Below are 19,667 nucleotides of genomic sequence, written 5' to 3'. Positions count from 1 at the left end.
GCCCCCTCAGGCTATGCCAAGCAATTCCGGTGCCGGAACGCGTTACGTCAGATGCGGCAGGGCCAGATAATCCTGACTCTGCATTTCCATGAGGCGGGAGGCGGTGCGCTGGAACATGGCCGCTCCCTCCCCTTTCTCGTAGAGCTGGTCGGGCTCGGCCTCGGCCGAGACGACCAGCTTGCAACGGTGCTCATAGAGCGTGTCGATGAGCGTCACGAAGCGACGGGCCCGGTCGAAGTTCTCCGGGCCCAGCCGCGGCACGCCGTCCAGCACGAGCGTGTGGAAATGGGTGGCAATGGCGAGGTAGTCCGCCGCGCCGAGGAACGCTCCACAGAGCGTCTCGAAATCCGCGCGGGCGACGCCACGATGGGCCTGCGGCACCTCGACCTTGCGGCCGAGCACCGTCAGGGAGCAGGGCGTGCCATGGGCAACACCCGAGAGCTCGAGGAAAGCCGCGTCGAGCGCGCGCTCGGCGCGGCCGTTCACCGGGCTGTGCCAGGTCGGCAGCCCCCGGATGCGGTCGCGCCGATAATCCTGAAGGGATGCGAGGTGCAGAACCTCCAGCCGCTTCTGGATCATGGCGATGAAGGGCAGGAAGGCGTCGCGGCCCGGCTTGCCCTTGAAGAGATCGGCCGGGGCCGTGTTGGAGGTGGCCACCACCACCACGCCCCGGGCAAAGAGCGCCTCGAAGAGGCGGCCCAGGATCATGGCATCGGTGATGTCATGGACCTGGAACTCGTCGAAGCAGAGCAGCGCGGCCTCGGCCACGATGCTGTCGGCCAGCGGCGGGATCGGGTCCGAAGCGTCGCCGTGGGCCTTGCGGTACTCGTGGATGCGGCGGTGGCACTTCTGCATGAAGGCGTGGAAGTGTTCGCGCTTCTTGCGCGGCACATCCGCCGTTTCGAAGAAGAGGTCCATCAGCATGGACTTGCCGCGCCCGACCTCGCCGACGAGGTAGAGGCCAAGAGGCGGGCCGTCCGGCTGCTCGTCCACCGGCTTGCGGCGGAAGAAGCGGGCGAAAAGGCCAGGCTCCTCCTTCGTTGGCTCAGGGCGCGGGTCATAGCCACGCAGACGGCGCCAGAGATCCTGCAGCGTCTCGGCCGCGCGGGCCTGGGCGGGGTCGGCGCGCAGCGCCCCCGCGGCCACGCGGGCGCGGTAAAGAGGGAGTGGCCCTTCCGAAGGGTCCGCCGTTACGGCGGGCGCAGCGGCCGGTGCAGTGGTGGTCCCGTCCATCGGCGGCCGGTCTAGCCCGGTTTCCTGACCCCTCGCAACTTTGAGAATCGCATTAATTCACGAATTACGATGCAGAACTGTACTGAAAGTGCCGTTTGATCAATGGGCGCTAAGGGTTTGTCGCAGTTGGCAGACTGAACTTTTTTGGGGTGCAGGAGGGGCATTCTACGCGTGCTGCGATGCAAAAATCCTCGCCGGCATGCCCGCGACGGATGGTGTCAGTCGGCCGTGATGCCCGCCGCCCGGATCACCGGCGCCCAGCGGTCGTGCTCCGCCGCGATGAAGCGCCCAAAGACCTGGGCGGTCATCGGATACGGAACTGCCCCCTCGCGGCGGAGGCTGGCCAGCAGTTCCGGTCTCTCCAGGCCCTCGAGGATCGCGGCTTCCAGCCGGGCCCGGATCGGCTCCGGCGTGCCATGGGGAACCAGGATCCCGTACCAGGCGGTGACGCGGTAACCCGGCAGCGTTTCGGCCACGGTCGGAACATCCGGCAGGGATTCCACACGGCGGTCTCCGGTCACGGCCAGCGCACGCAGTGCGCCGCCCTGCACCAGCCCGGCCACGGAAGGCAGCGTGCTGATCATGGCGGCGACATGCCCGGCAGCCACATCCGTCAGCCCCGGGGCGGCGCCGCGGAAGGGAACATGGGTCGCTTCCACCCCGGCCTGCTGGAGGAGGAGTGCCATGGCCAGATGCCCCGCCGCACCATTGCCGGGGGAGGCATAGTTCATCTGCCCCCTCTTCGCCCGCGCCTCCGCGATCAGCTCCGCGAGGCTACCCGACCGGGTAGCGGGGCCGACCACGAGAACCAGCGGCGTCTCGGCTACCATTGCGACCGGGTCCAGGGCGGTCAGCGGGTTCACCTTCAGGTTCCGGCCGAACAGCGTGGGGTTCACCGAAATCGGGCCCTGATTGCCCATGAGCAGGGTCAGCCCATCCGGGCGCGCGCCCGCAACCAGCTCGGTGGCGAGATTGCCGCCAGCCCCCGGGCGGTTCTCCACCACGACCGGCTGGCCAAGCGCGTTGGTGAGATGCGCGCCCAGGGCGCGGGCCACCGCGTCCGTGCCGCCGCCAGGCGTGTAGGGCAGGATGAGGCGCAAGGGCCGGTCGGGCCAGCCAGGCGGGATGCTGCCCTGGGCCCAGGCAAGCGAGGGAACAAGCAACGGCGCCGCGAAAGCGGCCAATAGCGAGCGGCGCGGCAGGCGCATGGGTTGGGGAGTCCCGGACGTGACCTCTGGCCGGGAAGGAAGCGGAGGGCGTGCCGGGGCGCAAGGGCGGCCGTCTCGCGGCCGCCCTCCCCGTCACTGCCCTATTCGCCCGGGTTCACCGGCATGTAGAGACTGCCGCCTTCGCGGTACTTCTTCGCCATGGCCTCCATGCCCTCCTTCTGCGCCTCGGCACGGATGTCATGGGAGATCCGCATGGAGCAGAATTTCGGCCCGCACATGGAGCAGAAATGCGCGACCTTGTGCGCCTCCTTCGGCAACGTCTCGTCGTGGAAGCTGCGCGCGGTATCGGGATCCAGCGAGAGATTGAACTGATCCTCCCAGCGGAACTCGAAGCGTGCGCGGGAGAGCGCGTCGTCGCGAATACGCGCGGCGGGATGGCCCTTGGCGAGATCGGCGGCATGGGCCGCGATCTTGTAGGTGATCACCCCCACTTTCACATCGTTGCGGTCGGGCAGGCCGAGATGCTCTTTCGGCGTGACATAGCAGAGCATCGCCGTGCCGAACCAACCAATCATCGCAGCGCCGATGCCCGAGGTGATGTGGTCGTAGCCCGGCGCGATGTCGGTGGTCAGCGGCCCGAGGGTGTAGAAGGGCGCTTCGCCGCAGAGCTTGAGCTGCTTGTCCATATTGGCCTTGATCTTGTGCATGGGCACATGGCCCGGCCCCTCGATCATGACCTGACAGTCCTTCGCCCAGGCGATCTTCGTCAGCTCGCCCAGCGTCTCCAGCTCCGCGAACTGCGCCGCGTCATTCGCATCGGCGATAGAGCCGGGGCGCAGCCCGTCGCCAAGCGAGAAGGACACGTCATAGGCGCGGCAGATGTCGCAGATCTCTTCGAAATGCTCGTAGAGGAAGCTCTCGCGGTGATGGTGCAGGCACCACTTCGCCATGATGGAACCGCCGCGTGAGACGATGCCTGTCACGCGGCCCGCGGTAAGCGGCACATGGGCGAGGCGCACGCCGGCATGGATGGTGAAATAGTCGACGCCCTGCTCGGCCTGCTCGATCAGCGTATCGCGGAACACCTCCCAGGTCAGGTTCTCCGCGATGCCGCCGACCTTCTCCAGCGCCTGGTAGAGCGGCACGGTGCCGATGGGCACGGGCGCGTTGCGGATGATCCAGTCGCGGATGTTGTGGATGTTGCGGCCGGTGGAGAGGTCCATCACCGTGTCCGCGCCCCAGCGGATGGCCCAGACCATCTTTTCCACCTCCTCCGCCATGGAGGAGGTGACGGCGGAGTTGCCGATATTGGCGTTGATCTTCACCAGGAAGTTGCGGCCGATCGCCATCGGCTCAAGTTCCGGGTGGTTGATGTTGGCGGGGATGATGGCACGGCCACGTGCCACCTCATCCCGCACGAATTCCGGCGTGACGAAATCGGGGATGGAGGCACCGAAATCCTCGCCGTCGCGCTCCAGCGCCGCCTTCACCTGCGCGCGGCCGAGATTCTCTCGGATGGCGACATATTCCATCTCCGGCGTGATGATGCCGGCGCGGGCATAGGCAAGCTGCGTGACCGCCTTGCCAGGCTTGGCTTTCAGCGGGCGGTGACGAACCGGGAAGGCCGGGGTGAGGTGGTCGGCGGAGACATTGCCGTTGTCCTCGGGGCGAACCTCGCGCCCCTCATGGACCTCGACATCGCCACGCGCCTCGATCCAGCCCGTACGGATACGGGGCAGGCCGCGGTCAATGGAGATGTCGGCGTCCGGATCGGTATAGGGGCCGGAAGAGTCATAGACCATGACCGGCGGCTCGCCAGCGCTCGGGTGCAGCGTGATCTCGCGCATGGGCACGCGGATGGCCGGATGCAGCTGGCCTGGCCGGAACACCTTCCTTGAGGCCGGCAGCGGTGCAGTGGTGACCTGCGGAGTATCAAGAGGCATGAGCCGGAGCTCCCTTCGCGGCAGCGATCCAGCCCCAATGCGAAGGAGGAAATGGATCACCCGCCAAGGCCATGACAGCCAGCCCATGAGGGGCCGCAGGCATCCGCACCGTCCCTACGCCAGCATGAACTGGATCAGGTTCATCGGGTCACGGCGCTGCCGAAGCCAGCCGTATCTCAGCCCCTTGTCGGGACACCCCTGGTGAAGGGCGCACCCTCGTCCCTGCCAGCCCGGCCTGTCAAGCAATCATGGCCAAGCTGCGATCACAGCAGGTCAGGGAAACCAATGAGGGATGAGCGGGGCTGGGTTAAGGATCCTTTACAGGGCGTAACCGCTCCCCAGAAAGCCGCGTTGGCAGAGCACGCAGCCAGAGGAGCAATGCATGATGAGGAAACTTGGACTTCCACTTGCTCTCGCAGCCGGCCTGATCGGCGGCCCGGCGCTCGCCCAGTCCCCCGGTGCCCCGGGCGCCGTGACCACCGCCCCAACGCCGCAGAATCCGCAGGGCGTAACGGTTGATCGGGGTGCCGGCTCGCCCGGGGCCGCCGCTGTCCCTGCCGCCCCGAGCACCATGGCCGGGGCTCCACCGAACCCGCAGGCCGGCGAGCCCGGCATCGCGAACCCGTCCGGCCAGGGCGGCTCCGGCTCCCAGTGATCGCCGTGTGATCGCCATCTGGCCCGAAACCTGAACAGACCGTATTGAAAAGGGCCTGCTCCGTTGCGCCGGAGCAGGCCCTTCCTGCGCAAGCGAGCCGCGAAGATTCCTTACAGGGCGGCGCCGCCGTCCAACGCCAGAGCCTGCCCGGTGATGTTCGACCCAGCGGGGGAAAGGAGGAAGGCCGCCGTGCGCGCCACCTCATCGGCTGTGGTGATGCGCCGGGTGGGGGTGCCAGCCGCGGCATCCTCCGCCGTGATGCCCAACTCGTTCCAACGGGACCGGGCCATCGCCGTATCCACCCAGCCCGGGCAGAGGGCGTTCACCATGATCCCGCGCGGGGCAAGGCGCAGTGCCATCGCCCGCATCAGCCCGATCACACCGTGCTTGGCCGCGGTATAGGCGACCTGGTCCGGCACGGCCCGCAGGCCGAGGACGGAGGCGAGGAAGATGATCCGCCCTTCCCCATCCGGCAGGCGAGAGGCGGCTGCCTCCGCGCAGCGCCAGGCGCCGTCGAGGTTCACGGACATGATGCGGCGCCAGAAGCCCTCATCCGGCGTGGCTGGATCGCCACCCGCGCTGCCTGCCGCCAGGATGACAGCCCGGATGGGCCCGGCCGCGCCGAACAGGGTACGGACGGAGGTCGGGTCGGTTACGTCGCAGGGAATGTGACGCACGCCATCCGGCAGGATCTCATCCGGCGCGCCGCGGGCGGCAACGATGATCTCGTGCTGCTGCTTGGCCAGGACGCGCGCGCAGGCCAGGCCGATGCCGCGCGTGCCGCCGGTGATCAGAATCGCGCTCATGCTGCAGTCGTTCCACCATCGACGGGCATCACGACGCCCGTGACGAAGCTCGCATGGTCAGAGAGAAGGAAGGCGACCACGGCAGCGATCTCCTTTGGATGGGCGAAGCGGTGTTGGGGCACGGCCGCGGTGTAGGCGGCGTCCCCCGGCACGCGATCGGGGTTACGGGCGGCGAGGTCGGCGATCACGGCGCGCAGCATCGGAGTATCCGTGCTGCCCGGGGCCACCGCGTTGAAGCGGATGCCCTGCGTCGCGAAGTCGAGGGCGGCGGAGCGCGTCATCTGCGCCAGCGCAGCCTTGGATGCGCCATAGGCGGCCGAGGCCGGCTTGCCGATCAGCGCCTGGTCGGAGGCGATGTTCACCACCGCCCCGCCCCGCTTCAGCAGATGCGGCAAGGCCGCCTGCATCACCGCGAAGGGCGCCAGCCAGTTGATCCGCATGATGCGTTCCGCCTCGGCGAGCGGCGTGTCGAGCAGAGTGCCGAGGATCGTGTCGCCGGCATTGTTCACCACCAGCTCCAGCCCACCCAGCCGCGCGACAGCGGCCTCCACAGCGGGGGCGATGGCGGGAATGTCGAGCAGGTCATGCTCGGGGCGATCGAGCCCCTCCACCCTGACACCCGAGGACTCCAGCACGGCCACGATAGCTGCGCCGATGCCGCTCCGGTGGCCGGTGACCAAGGCGCGTTTCCCCGCCAGTCCCGTCTGGGACAGGTCGCTACGGGTCTGGCCCGTGCCGATGTTGCGCTGCGTGTCGCCCATATTTCCCCGATGACACCGCCGCCCTGCCTGGGCAACTGGAACCCCAACCGATTCAGGCATGGTATCGGCACAATCCGGACCAGCTTCGCCCTTGACCATCGCACCGCACCGGCTGACGAAACGACTTCCCGCAGCGCCGGCGGCTTCGTCCGGGGTGGAGCGACCCCGGGGGCCGGGCATCGACCGCCCCGATCCCCCCTCCCGCCCGGCCAGCTCCGCCCCTATTTCAGGCCGCTCATGAAAATCGCTCCCAGCATCCCCCGGGCGGCCCTCGTCACAGGCGCCGCGAAACGAATTGGCCGTGCCATCGCGCTTGGCCTGGCAGAGGCAGGCTTCGACGTGGCCGTGCATCATGGGCACAGCGCGGCGGAGGCGGACGAGGTCGTGGAGGCAATCCGTGCCATGGGCCGGAACGCCGTGGCGCTGCGCGCCGATCTGGCGCGGGAGGCGGAGGTGGAGGCGCTGATCCCCGACGCGACGGCGAAGCTGGGGCCGATCGGCGTGCTGGTGAACAACGCCTCCCGCTTCGAACGCGACGAATGGGACGACGCGACCCGCGAGAGTTGGGACATGCATCTGGAGCCGAATCTCCGCGCGCCCTTCGTGCTGACCCAGGCCATGGCCCTCGCCCTTCCCGATGGAGCCGAGGGCGCGGTGGTGAACATGCTGGACCAGCGCGTGCTGTCGCTGACGCCACATTTCGTTAGCTACACCATTTCCAAGGCCGGGCTCTGGGCGATGACGCAGTCCCTGGCCCTGGCCCTCGCGCCGCGCATCCGGGTGAACGGGATCGGCCCCGGCCCCACCCTGCCCAGCGCGCGCCAGAGCGAGGCGCAGTTCCATGCGCAATGCGAGAGCACGCCGCTCCGCCGCGGGTCGAGCCCTGAGGAGGTGGTGCAGACGGTGCTGGCCATCCTTTCACTGCCAGCAATGACCGGGCAGATGATCGCGCTCGACGGGGGGCAGCACCTGCAATGGTCCCCGGCGCGCGACCATGGGGAACCCGAGGAATGACGACCTATGTTCCGGACGCGGTGCGCGGCTTGCGCCGGGTTTTCGTGCGGGACCTGACGGTGCAGGCACGGCTCGGCATCTATCCGAAGGAGCAGGCGCCGCAGCGGGTGGTGATCGGAATCGAGTTGCTGGTGCGCGACGACGCCGCCCCCTCGGGTGTCGGGCCGGACCGGCTGGAGCGCGTGGTGGATTACGGCGCCGTGGCCAACCGCGCGCGGGCGGTGGCGACTGCCGGCCATACCAAGCTGGCCGAAACCCTGGCCGAGCGAATCGCCGTCGCCTGTCTGGAGGATGAGCGGGTGGAGGCGGTGCGGGTGACCGTGGAGAAGCCGGACATCGTAGCGGATGTCGGAGCAGTCGGAGTCAGCGTGGAGCGACGGCGCGGCTGACGCAAGCCTGCAACAATTCTGACTTTGTCAACACCTGTCGCACTGAAGTGAGAAACTTCATCCCCCGACGTAACGGCCGGCCTCGCCGGGTTTGCGGAATGCGGCCCGAAGGTCAATGTGAACGAAGCATGAAAGCCAGAGGCCGGGCAAAGGGTTTGGAAAACAATAACTTAGTTTCTTGCCTAAGAATTGGGCAGGCGCGTTGCGAAGCCTTGCGGGCCTGTACTCGGCGCAGTGTGGCGCGTTCCTTTCCACAAGCTTATCCACAGCTTCCGGGGACAACCCCGGAGGGCCATCGAGAAACCCAGCGGAAACAAGCCTGATGGCCTTTTCCAACGAGCAGACGACCCCCCTGCCCCCCATGGAGGGGCGCGAGGTGATCGAGACGGCGCTGGCCACCCTTCCCTACTCACCGGGCGTCTATCGGATGCTCGATGCCAAGGGGGACGCACTCTATGTCGGCAAGGCACGGAGCCTGCGGAAGCGCGTCTACGCCTATACCCAGGTCCATAAGCTGCCTGACCGGCTGAAGCGCATGGTCTTCGAGACCCGGCATCTGGAGGTGATCACCACCGCCTCCGAGGCCGAAGCGCTGCTGCTGGAGGCGAATCTGATCAAGCGGCTGCGGCCGCGCTACAACATCGTCCTGCGCGATGATAAGTCCTATCCGTGGCTGGTGATCACGGAAGATCATCCTTATCCACAGATCGCCAAGCACCGGGGGGAGCGGCGCAAAGGCGCTTCCTACTGGGGCCCCTTCGCCAGCGCCTGGGCGGTGAACCAGACTCTCACGGCGCTCCAGCGCGTCTTCTTGCTGCGCTCCTGCCGGGACACGGTGTTCGACAGCCGCTCCCGCCCCTGCCTGCTGCACCAGATCCGCCGCTGCTCCGCCCCCTGCGTCGGCCGCGTCTCGCAGGAGGACTATGCGGAGCTGGTACGCGAGGCGACGCAATTCCTCTCCGGCGAGACGCCCTCCATCCAGAAGCGCCTCGCGCGGGAGATGGAGGAGGCCGCGGAGCGGCTGGAATTCGAGCGGGCGGCGGCGATCCGGGACCGCATCCGCGGCCTGACCCATGTGCAGGGCCGCGACCGCATCAACATGGAGAATGTGGGCGACGCCGATGTCGTCGCGCTGCACCAGGCGGCGGGCCAGGCCTGCGTGCAGGTCTTTTTCTTCCGCGGCGGGCGCAACAACGGCAACCGGCCCTTCTTCCTCTCGGGTATCCGGGCGGATGCGGAGCCGGCGGAGGTGATCACCGCCTTCCTGGGCCAGCTTTATGACGATCTGCCGCCCCCGCCCCTCGTGCTCGTCTCCCACGATTTGCCGGAAGCGGCGCTGGTGGCCGAGGCACTTGCGATCAAGGCCGACCGCAAGGTGGAGGTCCACCACCCCAGGCGCGGAGACAAGCGCGCGGCGGTGGAGCATGCCCAGACCAACGCGCGGGAGGCGCTGGAACGGAAACTGGCCGAGGGCGCCGCGCAGGGCGAGCTGCTGCAGGGCGTGGCGCAGCTCTTTGACCTGCCCTCCGTGCCCGAGCGGATCGAGATCTACGATAACAGCCATATCCAGGGCACCAATGCCTATGGCGTGATGGTCGTGGCTGGCCCCTCCGGCTTCATCAAGAACGCCTACCGGAAGTTCTCGATCCGGGGTGAAGGGGCGATCGCGCCGAAGGGACGCAAGGGCGCCGACCACGGCCCGGCCCCAGCAGACGCCACCGGCACCGAGCCCCTGGCGCAAGAGGATGTGACGGCATTGGCGCATGATGCAGCTGGCCGCACCGCGCTGAAATCCACCGGCGGTCCACGCGGCGGCGACGACTTCGCGATGATGCGGGAGGTGTTCGAGCGCCGATTCGGCCGCGCCCTGAAAGAGGACCCGGAGCGCGAGAGCGGCACATGGCCTGACCTCGTACTGATCGATGGCGGCATCGGCCAGCTCAATGCCGCGCGGGAGATCCTGACCGAAATGGGCATCCACGACGTGCCGCTGGTGGCCGTCGCCAAGGGACCGGACCGGGATGCCGGGCGGGAATGGTTCCACCGGATCGGCCATGACCCGATCCAACTGCCGCCGCGCGACCCCGTGCTCTACTACCTGCAACGGCTGCGGGACGAGGCGCATCGATTCGCCATCACCACCCACCGCGCCGGCCGGTCCAAGTCCCTGGTGAAGAGCGAGCTGGACGAGATCCCCGGCGTCGGCACCGCGATCAAGCGGGCGCTGCTGAACCATTTCGGCTCGGCGCGCGGGGTGCGGAACGCGGCGCTGGAGGACCTCCGGAACTGTCCGGGAATCGGCCCTGCCGTCGCGAAGCGCGTCTATGAGCATTTCCACCCCGGCACCACCGGCCCGCTGGAGCCGGTGCGGCCGCGTGGGGGAAGGCGGGCGAAGGCCGCCGCGGTGGACGCGATTGCCGAAGCCCCGGATGAAGGCGGAACGCAGGACGAAACGCAGGAGGGGGCGCAGGCGCTCACCGCTCCCCTGGCCGCCGATGCGGCAGGGCATGAGGTGGAGGGTTGATCAGGGCCCGCGTTTCCCCTCGCGCCGTTCTGGGCTAGGGGTGCCGACAAGGAGCCTCGGATGCCCACCGACCTGCCGAACCTGTTGACGCTCTCCCGCATCGCGGCCATCCCGCTGCTGGTCGGGCTGATGTTCCTCCGCAGCCCTGTGGGGGATATCCTGTCCTGCGCCGTCTTCTCGGCGGCGGCGATCACCGACTATTTCGACGGCAAGATCGCGCGGGAACGCGGCGTGCTGACCGCTTTCGGGCGCATGCTGGACCCCATCGCGGACAAGTTGCTGGTCGGCGCGGCGCTGATGCTGCTGGCGGGGATGGGCCGCCTCTCGCCCTGGGGCCTGCTGCCGGCCATTGTTGTTCTGTTGCGCGAAATTTTAGTCTCCGGCCTGCGGGAATACCTGGCGGGGCTGCGCATCGGGCTGCCGGTCACCCGGCTGGCCAAGTGGAAGACTGGATTCCAGATGGGCTCGATCGGCACCATCATCGCGGGGGATAGCGGCGCCTCGGTCATCGGGTTGGGCTTCCTGCCGGTGTCCTGGCTCGGCGAGGCCGGGCTCTGGGTGGCGGCGGTCCTGACACTTTGGACGGGCTGGGACTACATGACAGCTGGCATGCGGCATGCGGCGGCTGAGGATGGGTTGCGTCGAGGCGATCAGGCCGGCGAGCAGGCCGGGTAGCAAAAAGAGGGCTGACTGGCGCATCCTGCGCCGCAGCGGATTGCGAATCACGTCAGGCCTGCTCAAGGGCAGGCTGAGCGAAAGAGGACTTCAGGATGGACCGCCTTCGACCGGGGCTGCTGGCCGGCCTGCCGCTCGCCCTGTTGCTGGTGAGCTGCGGCGACATCGACATCGCGCCCTTCGGCCGCAGGGATCCAATCGGCGTGCCGGACAGCCTGACCGTGCAGCGCGTCATGGGCACCTCCACCGAGCCCGAGGTGCTGGCCCCCGAGCCCGGCAATGTCTGGCCGGCCGAGGAGGCGCCGCGCGCCACGCTGCAGAACCCGGATGCCGCGATCGTGCCCCCGCAGGAGCGCGCGCCCTCCGAGGCGCTGGAGCGGGCCCGGCAGGAGCGCGGCCCGGCGCCGCAGCCGCGGCTGCGGGACACGTTCCAGCCCGGCCCCGACGTGCCGCCCCAGGCCGCACCGAATCCGCGTGCCCCGGCGCCCGGCACGGTCACCCCGCGCCGCCGGGGCAGCTCGGAGGCGCTGCCGCCGCTCGAGCCGCCCCCCGTGCCGCGCGCGGGCGTGCCGCGCGGCGAGCCCGCCTATCCGCCTCCGCCGCGGGTCGAGGGGCAGGTTATGCCCGTGCCGGGCGGGCCGCCCGCGACGATCACCGGCGGGGCCGGCAATATCCAGACCTACACGCAGCCTGGCATTGGCACGGGCACGGCGATTCGTGATGGCAACACCACGACGCTGATCGGGCCGGATGGCAGTGTGCAGACGGTGCCGACGCCCAGATGAAGATCCTCTATTTCGCCTGGCTGCGGCAGCGTGTCGGAACGGGTGAGGAATCCGTCTCGCCGCCGCCGGAGGTGCGCGACATGGGCGGACTGGTGCGCTGGCTGGCGACCCGCTCGCCTGGCCATGCCGCCGCTTTCGCTGACCCTGCCCAGGTGCGGATGGCGGTGAACCAGGAATTCTGCGGCCCTGACCATCCCGTCGCTCCCGGCGACGAGGTGGCCTTCTTCCCTCCGGTAACCGGTGGCTGAGGGCGGGATGAACATCGCGCCCACCATCCGCGTTCAGGAGGCCGGTTTCGACGTAGCGGCCGAGACGGCGGCGCTTTCCGCCGGGCGGGTGGATGTGGGCGGCGTCGCCAGCTTCATCGGCCTCTGCCGCGCCGATGACGGGTTGGATGCGCTGGTGCTCGAGCACTATCCCGGCATGACCGAGCGCGCGATCACCCGTATCGCCGAACAGGCCTGCGAACGCTGGCCGCTGACGGGCTGCACGGTGATCCACCGTGTCGGCCGCATCCTGCCGGGCGAGGGAATCGTGCTGGTGCTGGCCGCCAGCCGCCACCGTGTGGCCGCGCTGGAGGCCTGCGCCTTCCTGATCGACTGGCTGAAGACAGGCGCGCCCTTCTGGAAGCGCGAGGAGTTTGCCGGCGGCGCCGAGCGCTGGGTCGAGGCGCGTGCGGAGGATGAGGCCCGGACGCAGGGGTGGGACGCAGCCGGTTGAGGGCTGTCCTGCCGGTTCTGGCGGGTGGGCTGTTGCTGGCTTGGCCGGCCTTCCTGGCCGGTTATCCGCTGCTGTTCAGCGACACCGCGGCCTTCCTGAACCAGACCCTCGGGCCGCTGATGATCTGGGACAAGCCCTGGATCTACGGGCCACTGATCTTCCCCTTCCACTGGCACCGCACACTCTGGCCCGTGGTGATCGCCCAGGGCGTGATGCTGTCCCACCTGCTCTGGCTGGCGCTGCGCGCCTTCGGCGGCGGCGCCGGGCCGGGGCGGCACCTGCTGCTCTGCGCCGTGGTGGCCGCGCTGACGGCGGCACCCTTCTCCGTCGCGCTGGTCATGCCGGACGTGCTCACGCCGGCAGTGGTCCTCTGCGCGTTGCTGCTGGGCTTCGGCTGGAGCTCGCTGTCGCGGGGTGAGTCGATCTGGCTCTTCCTGCTGGGGGCGATCGGAACGGCGGCGCATCTGTCCCACCTTCCGATGTTCGGCGCGTTGATCCTGGTGGCGCTGCTGGCCGGATGGCGCGGGGCTGTGCGCGTGGCGGTGCCGCTGGCCGGGGCCGTCCTCCTACTGCTGGCAACGAATTTCGTTGGCCACGGGCGACTCGCGCTTTCGCCTTATGGCTCGACCTTCCTGCTGGCGCGGATGGTGGCGAACGGCCCCGCGATCCGCACCATCGAGGCCCGCTGCCCCGAGGCCGGCTGGGCGCTCTGTGCCTTCAAGGGCCGGCTGGAGCCCTACGGTCCCCGGGCCTGCACAATGCGCCCCTGCCCGCCCGAGCTGCTGCCGAGCGACATCTTCCTCTGGGAGCCTACCAGCCCCGTGAACCAGGACGAAACCGGCCGTCCCCGGTCCTTCGGCGGCATGAGGCTGGCTCCGGAGGCATCGGCCATCATCGGCGAGACGATCCGGCGCGAACCCCTCACCGTGGCTTGGCAGGCGGTGCGGGACACGCTGGAGCAGCTAATTGCGAACCGCGTGGGGGACACGCTGGGCCGGCACAATATCGGCGAGGGCGTACTGCCGATGATCCAGGCCTTCGGCCCTGCCGAGACCGCGCGCTTCCAGGCGGGCGCGCATTGGCAGGGGAAGTTGCCGGTGCTGGTCGCGCCCTTTCTCTGGGTGCAGGCGCCGGCACTGGTGCTGGGGGCCGTGGCGCTGGCGCTGCTCGCCTGGCTGGGGTGGCGGGACCGGCTGGTGCTGGGCGTGGCGGTGGGAATCGGGATCGCCATTCTCGCCAACGCCTTTGCCACGGGAGCCCTGAGCGGGCCGCACGACCGCTACGGGGCGCGGCTGGCCTGGCTGCTGCTGGCGGGAGCGGTGGTCCTGGGAATGAGGCGGCAAGCCTCGTGCGACTGATCCCGGGAGGCTGCGCCACCCCGCGGCCATCCGGGCATCCTCACCGCCGCAGGCAGGCCATCCGCGGCCGCGTCGACCGTGGCACAGGCACCGGGCGCTTCACTCCGGGCCGCATGAAGCGCCGGGCATCGGCCGGGCCGCCGATCAGCAGGGCGGGCTGGCGGCCGGGGGCACAGAGCCCGGCCAGGCTGCGCATAGGCGGCAGCGGTACAGTCCCGCCCCGGCCCCAGGCGGCACCAAGGCGGGCCAGGGCGACGCGGCGATTATAGGCAGCACCACGCTCGGGCTCGCCGGAATGATACCGGCCGATGGCCTCGCCCCAATCAGGCGCGGCGGCGCGCAGGCGAGTCAGGAAGCGGGCGGCGTAACGGACATTGGCCTGGGGATCGAAGGCCTGGTCGAGGTTGGCGAAGGCGTCGGGATGGTGAAACAGATTCACCTGCATGCAGCCAATGTCGATGGAGCGGATCCCGCGGGCCTGGAGGGCGGCGACGGCCGCAATGGCGGCGGCCTTGGTTGGGGCGGTATGGCCCTCACCCTCGGCATTCCAGGTCCAGGGCCAGGGCTCCGGGCGGCCATTGGGGGCCGCTCGGCCAGCCTCGACCAGGCCGATGGCACCAAGAAGCCCGGGCGGAATTCCGGAGCCAGGCTCCACGGCGGCGATGGCGCGGCGGCAGGCGGTCCAGTCCTCGGCGGCGCCCTGTGCGCGGGCGGGCGCGAAGGTGCCCAACAGGATGGCGGCGCCGAGAAGGACCTGGATCGGACGGGGGCACGACATGCGGGCGGAGGTCGCGCCCCGCATACCACGCGTCAAGCGCATGGGACGGACCGCCGCGCGGTATGCGCAGGGCGTTCGCCCCGGAAAATTCAGCGGGTGGCGAGGTCCGCGGCCCGGGCAGCGCGGCGGTTGGCCTGGTCCTCGGCGGAATCGGCAGCCTCCGCCATGCGGGCACGCTGCTCGCAGGTGCTGCGGATCTCGTCCAGCTCCTCCTCGGTCAGATGCTCGATGCCAATGAAGGCATTACCGGCGGCGCTGGTGCGGATGAGCTCGTCCAGCTTGGCCTGAATGGCGGCGCCATCCCGGTTCTGGGTATTCTGGATCAGGAAGACCATCAGGAAGGTCACGATGGTCGTGCCGGTGTTGATAATGAGCTGCCAAGTGTCGGAAAAGCCAAAGAAGGGGCCGGAAATGGCCCAGACGAGCACGACGCCAACGCAGATCACGAAGGTTATCGGCCGGCCCGTGGCATGCGCCACGCGGCTGGACGCGGCGTTGAACATCTTCGAGAGCGACATGCTTCCACCTTGCCCGGAGCCACCGCCATGCCGGGCGATGCCGCTCCACTTGGAAATCGCGCCCTAATCTTAACAAGGGATAAAGGCGTGGATGCGGCGGAGGTGTCGGTCATTTCATGACCCGTCCAGCTTCGGCGTTGTCAGCCACCATAGCCGAAGGCCACGCCCGGCCGCGCGGCAGCGGTGCGGTGCCGCGGCAACCGGTCCGGCTGCGGGTTCAGCCGCCCTCGAAGATCGCTTTGACGCGGGCCGCCAGGACCTCCATCGCGAAGGGCTTGGTCAGCACATGCATGCCAGGCTCCAGATCGCCGCTGCCGATGGCGGCGTTCTCGGCATAACCGGTGATGAACAATACCCTCAGCCCTGGTCGCGCCTGCCGTGCCGCATCGGCCACCTGGCGGCCATTCATGCCGCCGGGCAGGCCCACATCGGTGATCATCAGGTCGATGCGTGCGCCGGTACGCAGGATTCTCAGGGCAGCGGGGCCGTCCGCCGCCTCGATCGCGGCATAGCCCAGCTCCTCCAATACCTCGGTGACGAGCATCCGCACGGTCGGCTCGTCATCCACCACCAGAACCGTCTCACCCTCGCGGGCGCGCAGCGCCTCGGCGCTACCTTCAGCCCCGTCGGGCTCCTCCGCCTCACCCCAGTGACGGGGTAGGTAGAGGCGCATGGTCGTCCCCTGCCCGACCTCGGAACGGATGCGGACATGGCCACCAGACTGGCGGGCAAAGCCGTAGATCATGGACAGGCCAAGGCCGGTGCCCTGGCCGATCGGCTTGGTGGTGAAGAAGGGGTCAAAGGCGCGTGCCACCACCTCGGGCGGCATGCCCGTACCAGTATCGGTGACACAGATCGCGACATACTGGCCGGGCTGCATGTCCCGCTCCCGTGCCGCCCGGTCGTCGACCCAGGAATTGGCCGTCTCGATGGTCAGGCGGCCGCCTTCGGGCATGGCGTCCCGCGCATTGATGCAGAGATTCAGCAGCGCATTCTCGAGCTGGTTCGGATCGCAAAGGGTCGGCCAGAGATCGGCCGCAAGCACCGTATCCACATGAATTGCCGGCCCCATGGTGCGCTGGATCAGATCCTCCATGCCCTGGATCAGCCGGTTGGGCTGGGTCGGCTTCGGATCGAGAGTCTGCCGGCGGGAGAAGGCGAGCAGGCGGTGCGTCAGCGCGGCGGCGCGGTTGGCGGCGCCTTCGGCAGCGGTGATGTAGCGCTCCACCTGCGCCAGGCGCCCCTGTGCCACGCGGGTGCGCAGCAGCTCCAGGCTGCCGACGATCCCGGTGAGCAGGTTGTTGAAGTCGTGGGCGATGCCGCCAGTAAGCTGCCCGACCGCCTCCATCTTCTGCGATTGCCGCAACGCCTCCTCGGTCTGGCGCAGGATCTCGGCCTGCTCGCGCTCCGCGGTCACGTCCCGGCCGACGGCGCTGATCAGCCCTTCGCCGGGGCTGGCGGACCAGCTGATCCAGCGATAGCTGCCATCCTTGTGGCGATAGCGGTCCTCCGAGCGGTCCAGCGAACCGCCGCTCCTCAGCAGTGCCAGCCGCTGGTGCCCGCCTTCGACATCCTCGGGGTGGACGAAATCCAGGACGCGCCGCCCGACCAGCTCCTCCTCCGCCCAGCCGAGCAGCGTGGTCCAGGCCGGGTTCACCGCGGCGATCGTGCCGTCGAGGCGTAGGACGAGCATGATATCGGCAGAGAGGCGCCAGAGGCGGTTGCGGTCTGCCGTGCGCTCGGCCACCTCCGCCTCCAGCCGGTCATTCAGGGTGCGGAGGCGCTCCTCGGTCCGCTTGGTGGCGGTGATGTCGTAGATCACGCCGCTGAGCCGCAGATCGGCCGTTTCCGTATCACGCAGATATTCGCCGCGTCGCTTCAGCCAGCGCGTCTCGCCCGTGTCGGGCCGTGTGATCCGGAACTCGGCCTGGGACACCGTGCCGGCGGCTGGCAGGGCCGCCACGTCGATGATGTAGGGGTCGCCCTCCTGCACCACTGCGTTAACGGTGCGCACCGGCAGGTCGGCGGCGGGCTGGAGGCCGAGCAGCTGGCAGAATTGGGTGGAGACGGAAACGGTGGCGTAGCCGGCGACATATTCGAAGGTGCCGATACCACCCGCGGTCTGGGCGATGCGGAGCCGCTCCTCCACCCGCTTCTGGTCGGTGATGTCCACCAGCGTACCGAGGAACCGCTCCGGCCGGCCCAGCTCGTCCGCATAGCAGCGGCCGCGCGCCTGGACCCAGCGGATGGCGCCGCCGGGCAGGAGGACGCGGTACTCCTTCGAGAAGAGATCCGCGCCGCGAAGGATGGCACCGACGGCCAGGCGGATGCGGGGCCGGTCCTCCGGATGGATAATGGAGAAGAAAACGCTGGGCGCGATGCCACGCGCCGCCTCCTCCGGGCTGATGCCGTAGAGGGCAGCGAAACGGGCGTCGCCGGTGATCCTGCGCATCGCCACGTCCCAGTCCCAGGCAGCCACGAAACCGGAGCTGGAGAGGGTGTGGCGCAGGCGCTCATTTACCTCGCCCAGTTCGTCCCGGCGGGCGCGCAGCGCGGCCTCCGCCGCCGGTGCCTGCCGGGCCGCCGTCACATCGGCCTGGGTTCCCAGGAAGAAGATGGGCGTCGCGCCATCGGCGACGGGCGTGATGGTCAGGGCATTCCAGAAGGCCACGCCGTCACGCCGGCGGTTCAGGATCTCCACCTCGACAGGCTGGCCAGCCCTGATCGCTGCGGAGAGGGTGGCGATGGTGGCCTTGTCGGCATCTGGCCCCTGGAGGAAGCGGCAGTTACGCCCGATCGCCTCCTCGGCCAGGTAGCCAGTCAGCCGGGTGAAGGCCGCATTGGCATAGACGATGGGATTGTCTTCCCGCCGCGGGTCGGTGACCACCATGGCCATGCCGGAGCGCTCGATGGCTCCGAAAAGGGGGCCGGCAAGCCGGCGCAGCTCCGCCAGGGAGGAGCCATGATCAGGTCCGGAAGCAGGCCCGGGTGTCACGGCCATGTGGGCATCCGCCAGACAGGACGCTGCACGCCGGGGCCAGTCGCGGGGTGGTTCACCTTCACCTCGTCGTCAGCGGTCCGGCCGCAAGCCGGACCCTCACAGCAATGCCCATCCTTGCCGGGCGTGATCAAGACCCTGGACGTTCCACGGTGGATAACAGGCGCCTCGTTCTCTTCCTGGCTGGGCCTTTGCGAAACCCGGCCCTCCGCCGGGCGATAGGGTGGCAGACCCGGAGGGACCCATGCACACCAGGATCACCGTTCACGCCAGCCCGGACCGCCTCTTCGCCTGGCTGTCGGAACCGGGAAATGCCCGCCACTGGTTCGCCCATCTCCGCCATGAGGCGGATGGACTGCCCGATCCCGGGCTGAGCGCCGATCCGGGCGCCCGCATCATTCGCTGGACGGCCTCCCCCGCCGGGGAGATGGCGGTGATCGGCAAGGGCGACGTGGCTGACCTCTCCCTCACCTTTGCCGGAAGCGCCGAGGAGAGGGATGAGCCGCACGGGGATGAGAGCCCGAACGACCCCACGACCAATGCCGCCAGCGCGCTGCGCAGCATCAAGAGTCATGTCGAAGCCGCCGATGGAGGCGACCCGGACCTGCACACCCTTGGGGTCGTCTCGAAGGAGGATGTGGAGGAGGCGCGACGGGAGCAGGAGGCCGATCCGAACAGCGGCGGCACGCCGATCCGCTGAAAACCCGCCTCGGACGGAAGGCTGCGATATGCGGAGCCTTCCGGCACCGGGTGCGACCGGGCGGCCTGTCAGGCCGGATCACTCTGCGGCGTGCCAGCCTTGGCGGACAGGATCTTCCAGATTCCGTCCGCGGTGGCGACCATGCGCTCGCCAACCGTGACGGTACCACGGACGAAGACGACCGAGTTGGCCAGGCGCACGACCTCACCCCGCGCCTCCAGGAACTCCCCCGGCAGGGCGGCGGAAAGGAAATGCGTGTTGAGTTGCATGGTGACGCAGCGCCGCGGCGCGACGGCACGCCAGACTGTCATGCCCAGCGAGTTGTCGAGCAGGGTCATGATCATGCCCCCATGGATCATGCCGTGCCCGTTGGCGTGGTGGGCGTCGGTCAGCACGCCATAAGCCCAGCCATCCCCCTCGGCCCGCATCCAGAGCGGGCCGGTATGGCCAGAGAACCCAGCTGGGGGACGGAGCGACCAGCCAGCGGCCGCGGGATCGAACACCGGGGCGGCGCTCACGCCTCCTGGGCCTTTGCATCGAGGGAGGCGAAGGAGGAGCGTTGCTCGGCGAGGCGGAGCAGGAGGGGGGCGGGCTGGAGGGTGTCATCGCCGGACTGGGCGGCGAAGTGGCGGAGGCGCTCG

General features: G+C 69.0%; 19 protein-coding genes and 1 riboswitch. Of the genes, 10 read left to right on the top strand and 9 right to left on the bottom strand.

The window, feature by feature from the left end; translation table 11 throughout:
• Nucleotides 1-42 precede the first annotated feature (42 nt).
• From zapE to thiC, 3 genes are all read right to left on the bottom strand, one after another.
• Nucleotides 43-1,233: a cell division protein ZapE gene (zapE, locus tag ACO1BU_RS20190; protein ID WP_424137767.1), complete on the bottom strand. Its 1,191-nt coding sequence runs from the start codon at nucleotides 1,231-1,233 to the stop codon at nucleotides 43-45.
• 218 nt (nucleotides 1,234-1,451) lie between these two features.
• A complete protein-coding gene (locus ACO1BU_RS20185; protein WP_424137766.1) occupies nucleotides 1,452-2,441 on the bottom strand; it encodes a Bug family tripartite tricarboxylate transporter substrate binding protein in 990 nt (329 codons plus the stop codon).
• A gap of 101 nt (nucleotides 2,442-2,542) precedes the next feature.
• A complete protein-coding gene (gene thiC, locus ACO1BU_RS20180; RefSeq protein ID WP_424137765.1) occupies nucleotides 2,543-4,345 on the bottom strand; it encodes a phosphomethylpyrimidine synthase ThiC in 1,803 nt (600 codons plus the stop codon).
• 93 nt (nucleotides 4,346-4,438) lie between these two features.
• Nucleotides 4,439-4,555, bottom strand: a riboswitch (TPP riboswitch).
• A 172-nt stretch (nucleotides 4,556-4,727) separates the two neighbouring features.
• Between thiC and ACO1BU_RS20175 the strand changes: the two genes are divergently transcribed.
• Nucleotides 4,728-5,000, top strand: coding sequence for a hypothetical protein (locus ACO1BU_RS20175; RefSeq protein ID WP_424137764.1), 273 nt, complete (start codon nucleotides 4,728-4,730; stop codon nucleotides 4,998-5,000).
• Nucleotides 5,001-5,110: 110 nt separating this feature from the next.
• Here the strand turns inward: ACO1BU_RS20175 and ACO1BU_RS20170 are convergent, their stop codons facing one another.
• Complete coding sequence (locus ACO1BU_RS20170) at nucleotides 5,111-5,806, bottom strand: SDR family NAD(P)-dependent oxidoreductase (protein WP_424137763.1); 696 nt, start codon at nucleotides 5,804-5,806, stop codon at nucleotides 5,111-5,113.
• Nucleotides 5,803-6,567: an SDR family NAD(P)-dependent oxidoreductase gene (locus tag ACO1BU_RS20165; RefSeq protein ID WP_424137762.1), complete on the bottom strand. Its 765-nt coding sequence runs from the start codon at nucleotides 6,565-6,567 to the stop codon at nucleotides 5,803-5,805. The genes ACO1BU_RS20170 and ACO1BU_RS20165 overlap by 4 nt, the downstream gene beginning before the upstream one ends.
• A gap of 237 nt (nucleotides 6,568-6,804) precedes the next feature.
• Here ACO1BU_RS20165 and ACO1BU_RS20160 point away from each other — a divergent pair, with 237 nt between their 5' ends.
• The 8 genes from ACO1BU_RS20160 (at nucleotide 6,805) to ACO1BU_RS20125 (ending at nucleotide 14,032) form a co-directional block, all read left to right on the top strand.
• Entirely contained in the window at nucleotides 6,805-7,581 is a 777-nt protein-coding gene (locus ACO1BU_RS20160) for an SDR family oxidoreductase (RefSeq protein ID WP_424137761.1), read from the top strand.
• Complete coding sequence (locus ACO1BU_RS20155) at nucleotides 7,578-7,970, top strand: dihydroneopterin aldolase (protein WP_424137760.1); 393 nt, start codon at nucleotides 7,578-7,580, stop codon at nucleotides 7,968-7,970. Before ACO1BU_RS20160 ends, ACO1BU_RS20155 begins: the two co-directional genes overlap by 4 nt.
• Nucleotides 7,971-8,292: 322 nt before the next feature.
• Complete coding sequence (gene uvrC, locus ACO1BU_RS20150; protein ID WP_424137759.1) at nucleotides 8,293-10,494, top strand: excinuclease ABC subunit UvrC; 2,202 nt, start codon at nucleotides 8,293-8,295, stop codon at nucleotides 10,492-10,494.
• A gap of 60 nt (nucleotides 10,495-10,554) precedes the next feature.
• Nucleotides 10,555-11,169, top strand: a complete 615-nt coding sequence (pgsA, locus tag ACO1BU_RS20145; RefSeq protein WP_424137758.1) for a CDP-diacylglycerol--glycerol-3-phosphate 3-phosphatidyltransferase — start codon at nucleotides 10,555-10,557, stop codon at nucleotides 11,167-11,169.
• 95 nt (nucleotides 11,170-11,264) lie between these two features.
• A complete protein-coding gene (locus ACO1BU_RS20140; RefSeq protein WP_424137757.1) occupies nucleotides 11,265-11,954 on the top strand; it encodes a hypothetical protein in 690 nt (229 codons plus the stop codon).
• Nucleotides 11,951-12,202, top strand: coding sequence for a molybdopterin converting factor subunit 1 (gene moaD, locus ACO1BU_RS20135; protein ID WP_424137756.1), 252 nt, complete (start codon nucleotides 11,951-11,953; stop codon nucleotides 12,200-12,202). The genes ACO1BU_RS20140 and moaD overlap by 4 nt, the downstream gene beginning before the upstream one ends.
• A 7-nt stretch (nucleotides 12,203-12,209) precedes the next feature.
• A complete protein-coding gene (locus tag ACO1BU_RS20130) occupies nucleotides 12,210-12,674 on the top strand; it encodes a molybdenum cofactor biosynthesis protein MoaE (protein WP_424137755.1) in 465 nt (154 codons plus the stop codon).
• Nucleotides 12,671-14,032, top strand: a complete 1,362-nt coding sequence (locus tag ACO1BU_RS20125; protein WP_424137754.1) for a hypothetical protein — start codon at nucleotides 12,671-12,673, stop codon at nucleotides 14,030-14,032. Before ACO1BU_RS20130 ends, ACO1BU_RS20125 begins: the two co-directional genes overlap by 4 nt.
• A 40-nt stretch (nucleotides 14,033-14,072) precedes the next feature.
• Here the strand turns inward: ACO1BU_RS20125 and ACO1BU_RS20120 are convergent, their stop codons facing one another.
• From ACO1BU_RS20120 to ACO1BU_RS20110, 3 genes are all read right to left on the bottom strand, one after another.
• The gene (locus ACO1BU_RS20120; RefSeq protein ID WP_424137753.1) at nucleotides 14,073-14,810 is read right to left on the bottom strand and encodes a transglycosylase SLT domain-containing protein; all 738 of its coding nucleotides are present in this window, start codon (nucleotides 14,808-14,810) and stop codon (nucleotides 14,073-14,075) included.
• An 89-nt stretch (nucleotides 14,811-14,899) separates the two neighbouring features.
• The gene (locus ACO1BU_RS20115; RefSeq protein WP_424137752.1) at nucleotides 14,900-15,328 is read right to left on the bottom strand and encodes a low affinity iron permease family protein; all 429 of its coding nucleotides are present in this window, start codon (nucleotides 15,326-15,328) and stop codon (nucleotides 14,900-14,902) included.
• Between the two features lie 217 nt (nucleotides 15,329-15,545).
• On the bottom strand, nucleotides 15,546-18,329 hold the full coding sequence (locus ACO1BU_RS20110) for a hybrid sensor histidine kinase/response regulator (protein WP_424137751.1): 2,784 nt from the start codon (nucleotides 18,327-18,329) through the stop codon (nucleotides 15,546-15,548).
• A 241-nt stretch (nucleotides 18,330-18,570) separates the two neighbouring features.
• Here ACO1BU_RS20110 and ACO1BU_RS20105 point away from each other — a divergent pair, with 241 nt between their 5' ends.
• Complete coding sequence (locus tag ACO1BU_RS20105) at nucleotides 18,571-19,026, top strand: hypothetical protein (RefSeq protein ID WP_424137750.1); 456 nt, start codon at nucleotides 18,571-18,573, stop codon at nucleotides 19,024-19,026.
• Between the two features lie 68 nt (nucleotides 19,027-19,094).
• Here the strand turns inward: ACO1BU_RS20105 and ACO1BU_RS20100 are convergent, their stop codons facing one another.
• The gene (locus ACO1BU_RS20100; RefSeq protein WP_424137749.1) at nucleotides 19,095-19,544 is read right to left on the bottom strand and encodes a PaaI family thioesterase; all 450 of its coding nucleotides are present in this window, start codon (nucleotides 19,542-19,544) and stop codon (nucleotides 19,095-19,097) included.
• Between the last annotated feature and the right edge of the window lie 123 nt (nucleotides 19,545-19,667).

This window comes from Roseomonas chloroacetimidivorans, assembly GCF_049629625.1.
Lineage (GTDB): Bacteria > Pseudomonadota > Alphaproteobacteria > Acetobacterales > Acetobacteraceae > Roseomonas > Roseomonas chloroacetimidivorans.
Note: the sequence above shows the minus strand (reverse complement) of the source record. Positions and strands in the feature narration are given on the sequence as shown.

Coding starts and splice junctions, on each gene's coding strand:
- moaD (WP_424137756.1), top strand. CDS start 11,951: ATGAAGATCCTCTATTTCGCCTGGCTGCGGCAGCGTGTCGGAACGGGT.
- ACO1BU_RS20130 (WP_424137755.1), top strand. CDS start 12,210: ATGAACATCGCGCCCACCATCCGCGTTCAGGAGGCCGGTTTCGACGTA.
- ACO1BU_RS20140 (WP_424137757.1), top strand. CDS start 11,265: ATGGACCGCCTTCGACCGGGGCTGCTGGCCGGCCTGCCGCTCGCCCTG.
- pgsA (WP_424137758.1), top strand. CDS start 10,555: ATGCCCACCGACCTGCCGAACCTGTTGACGCTCTCCCGCATCGCGGCC.
- ACO1BU_RS20105 (WP_424137750.1), top strand. CDS start 18,571: ATGCACACCAGGATCACCGTTCACGCCAGCCCGGACCGCCTCTTCGCC.
- zapE (WP_424137767.1), bottom strand. CDS start 1,233: ATGGACGGGACCACCACTGCACCGGCCGCTGCGCCCGCCGTAACGGCG.
- ACO1BU_RS20175 (WP_424137764.1), top strand. CDS start 4,728: ATGATGAGGAAACTTGGACTTCCACTTGCTCTCGCAGCCGGCCTGATC.
- ACO1BU_RS20155 (WP_424137760.1), top strand. CDS start 7,578: ATGACGACCTATGTTCCGGACGCGGTGCGCGGCTTGCGCCGGGTTTTC.
- ACO1BU_RS20170 (WP_424137763.1), bottom strand. CDS start 5,806: ATGAGCGCGATTCTGATCACCGGCGGCACGCGCGGCATCGGCCTGGCC.
- ACO1BU_RS20185 (WP_424137766.1), bottom strand. CDS start 2,441: ATGCGCCTGCCGCGCCGCTCGCTATTGGCCGCTTTCGCGGCGCCGTTG.
- ACO1BU_RS20120 (WP_424137753.1), bottom strand. CDS start 14,810: ATGTCGTGCCCCCGTCCGATCCAGGTCCTTCTCGGCGCCGCCATCCTG.
- ACO1BU_RS20165 (WP_424137762.1), bottom strand. CDS start 6,567: ATGGGCGACACGCAGCGCAACATCGGCACGGGCCAGACCCGTAGCGAC.
- ACO1BU_RS20115 (WP_424137752.1), bottom strand. CDS start 15,328: ATGTCGCTCTCGAAGATGTTCAACGCCGCGTCCAGCCGCGTGGCGCAT.
- uvrC (WP_424137759.1), top strand. CDS start 8,293: ATGGCCTTTTCCAACGAGCAGACGACCCCCCTGCCCCCCATGGAGGGG.
- ACO1BU_RS20160 (WP_424137761.1), top strand. CDS start 6,805: ATGAAAATCGCTCCCAGCATCCCCCGGGCGGCCCTCGTCACAGGCGCC.
- ACO1BU_RS20110 (WP_424137751.1), bottom strand. CDS start 18,329: ATGGCCGTGACACCCGGGCCTGCTTCCGGACCTGATCATGGCTCCTCC.
- thiC (WP_424137765.1), bottom strand. CDS start 4,345: ATGCCTCTTGATACTCCGCAGGTCACCACTGCACCGCTGCCGGCCTCA.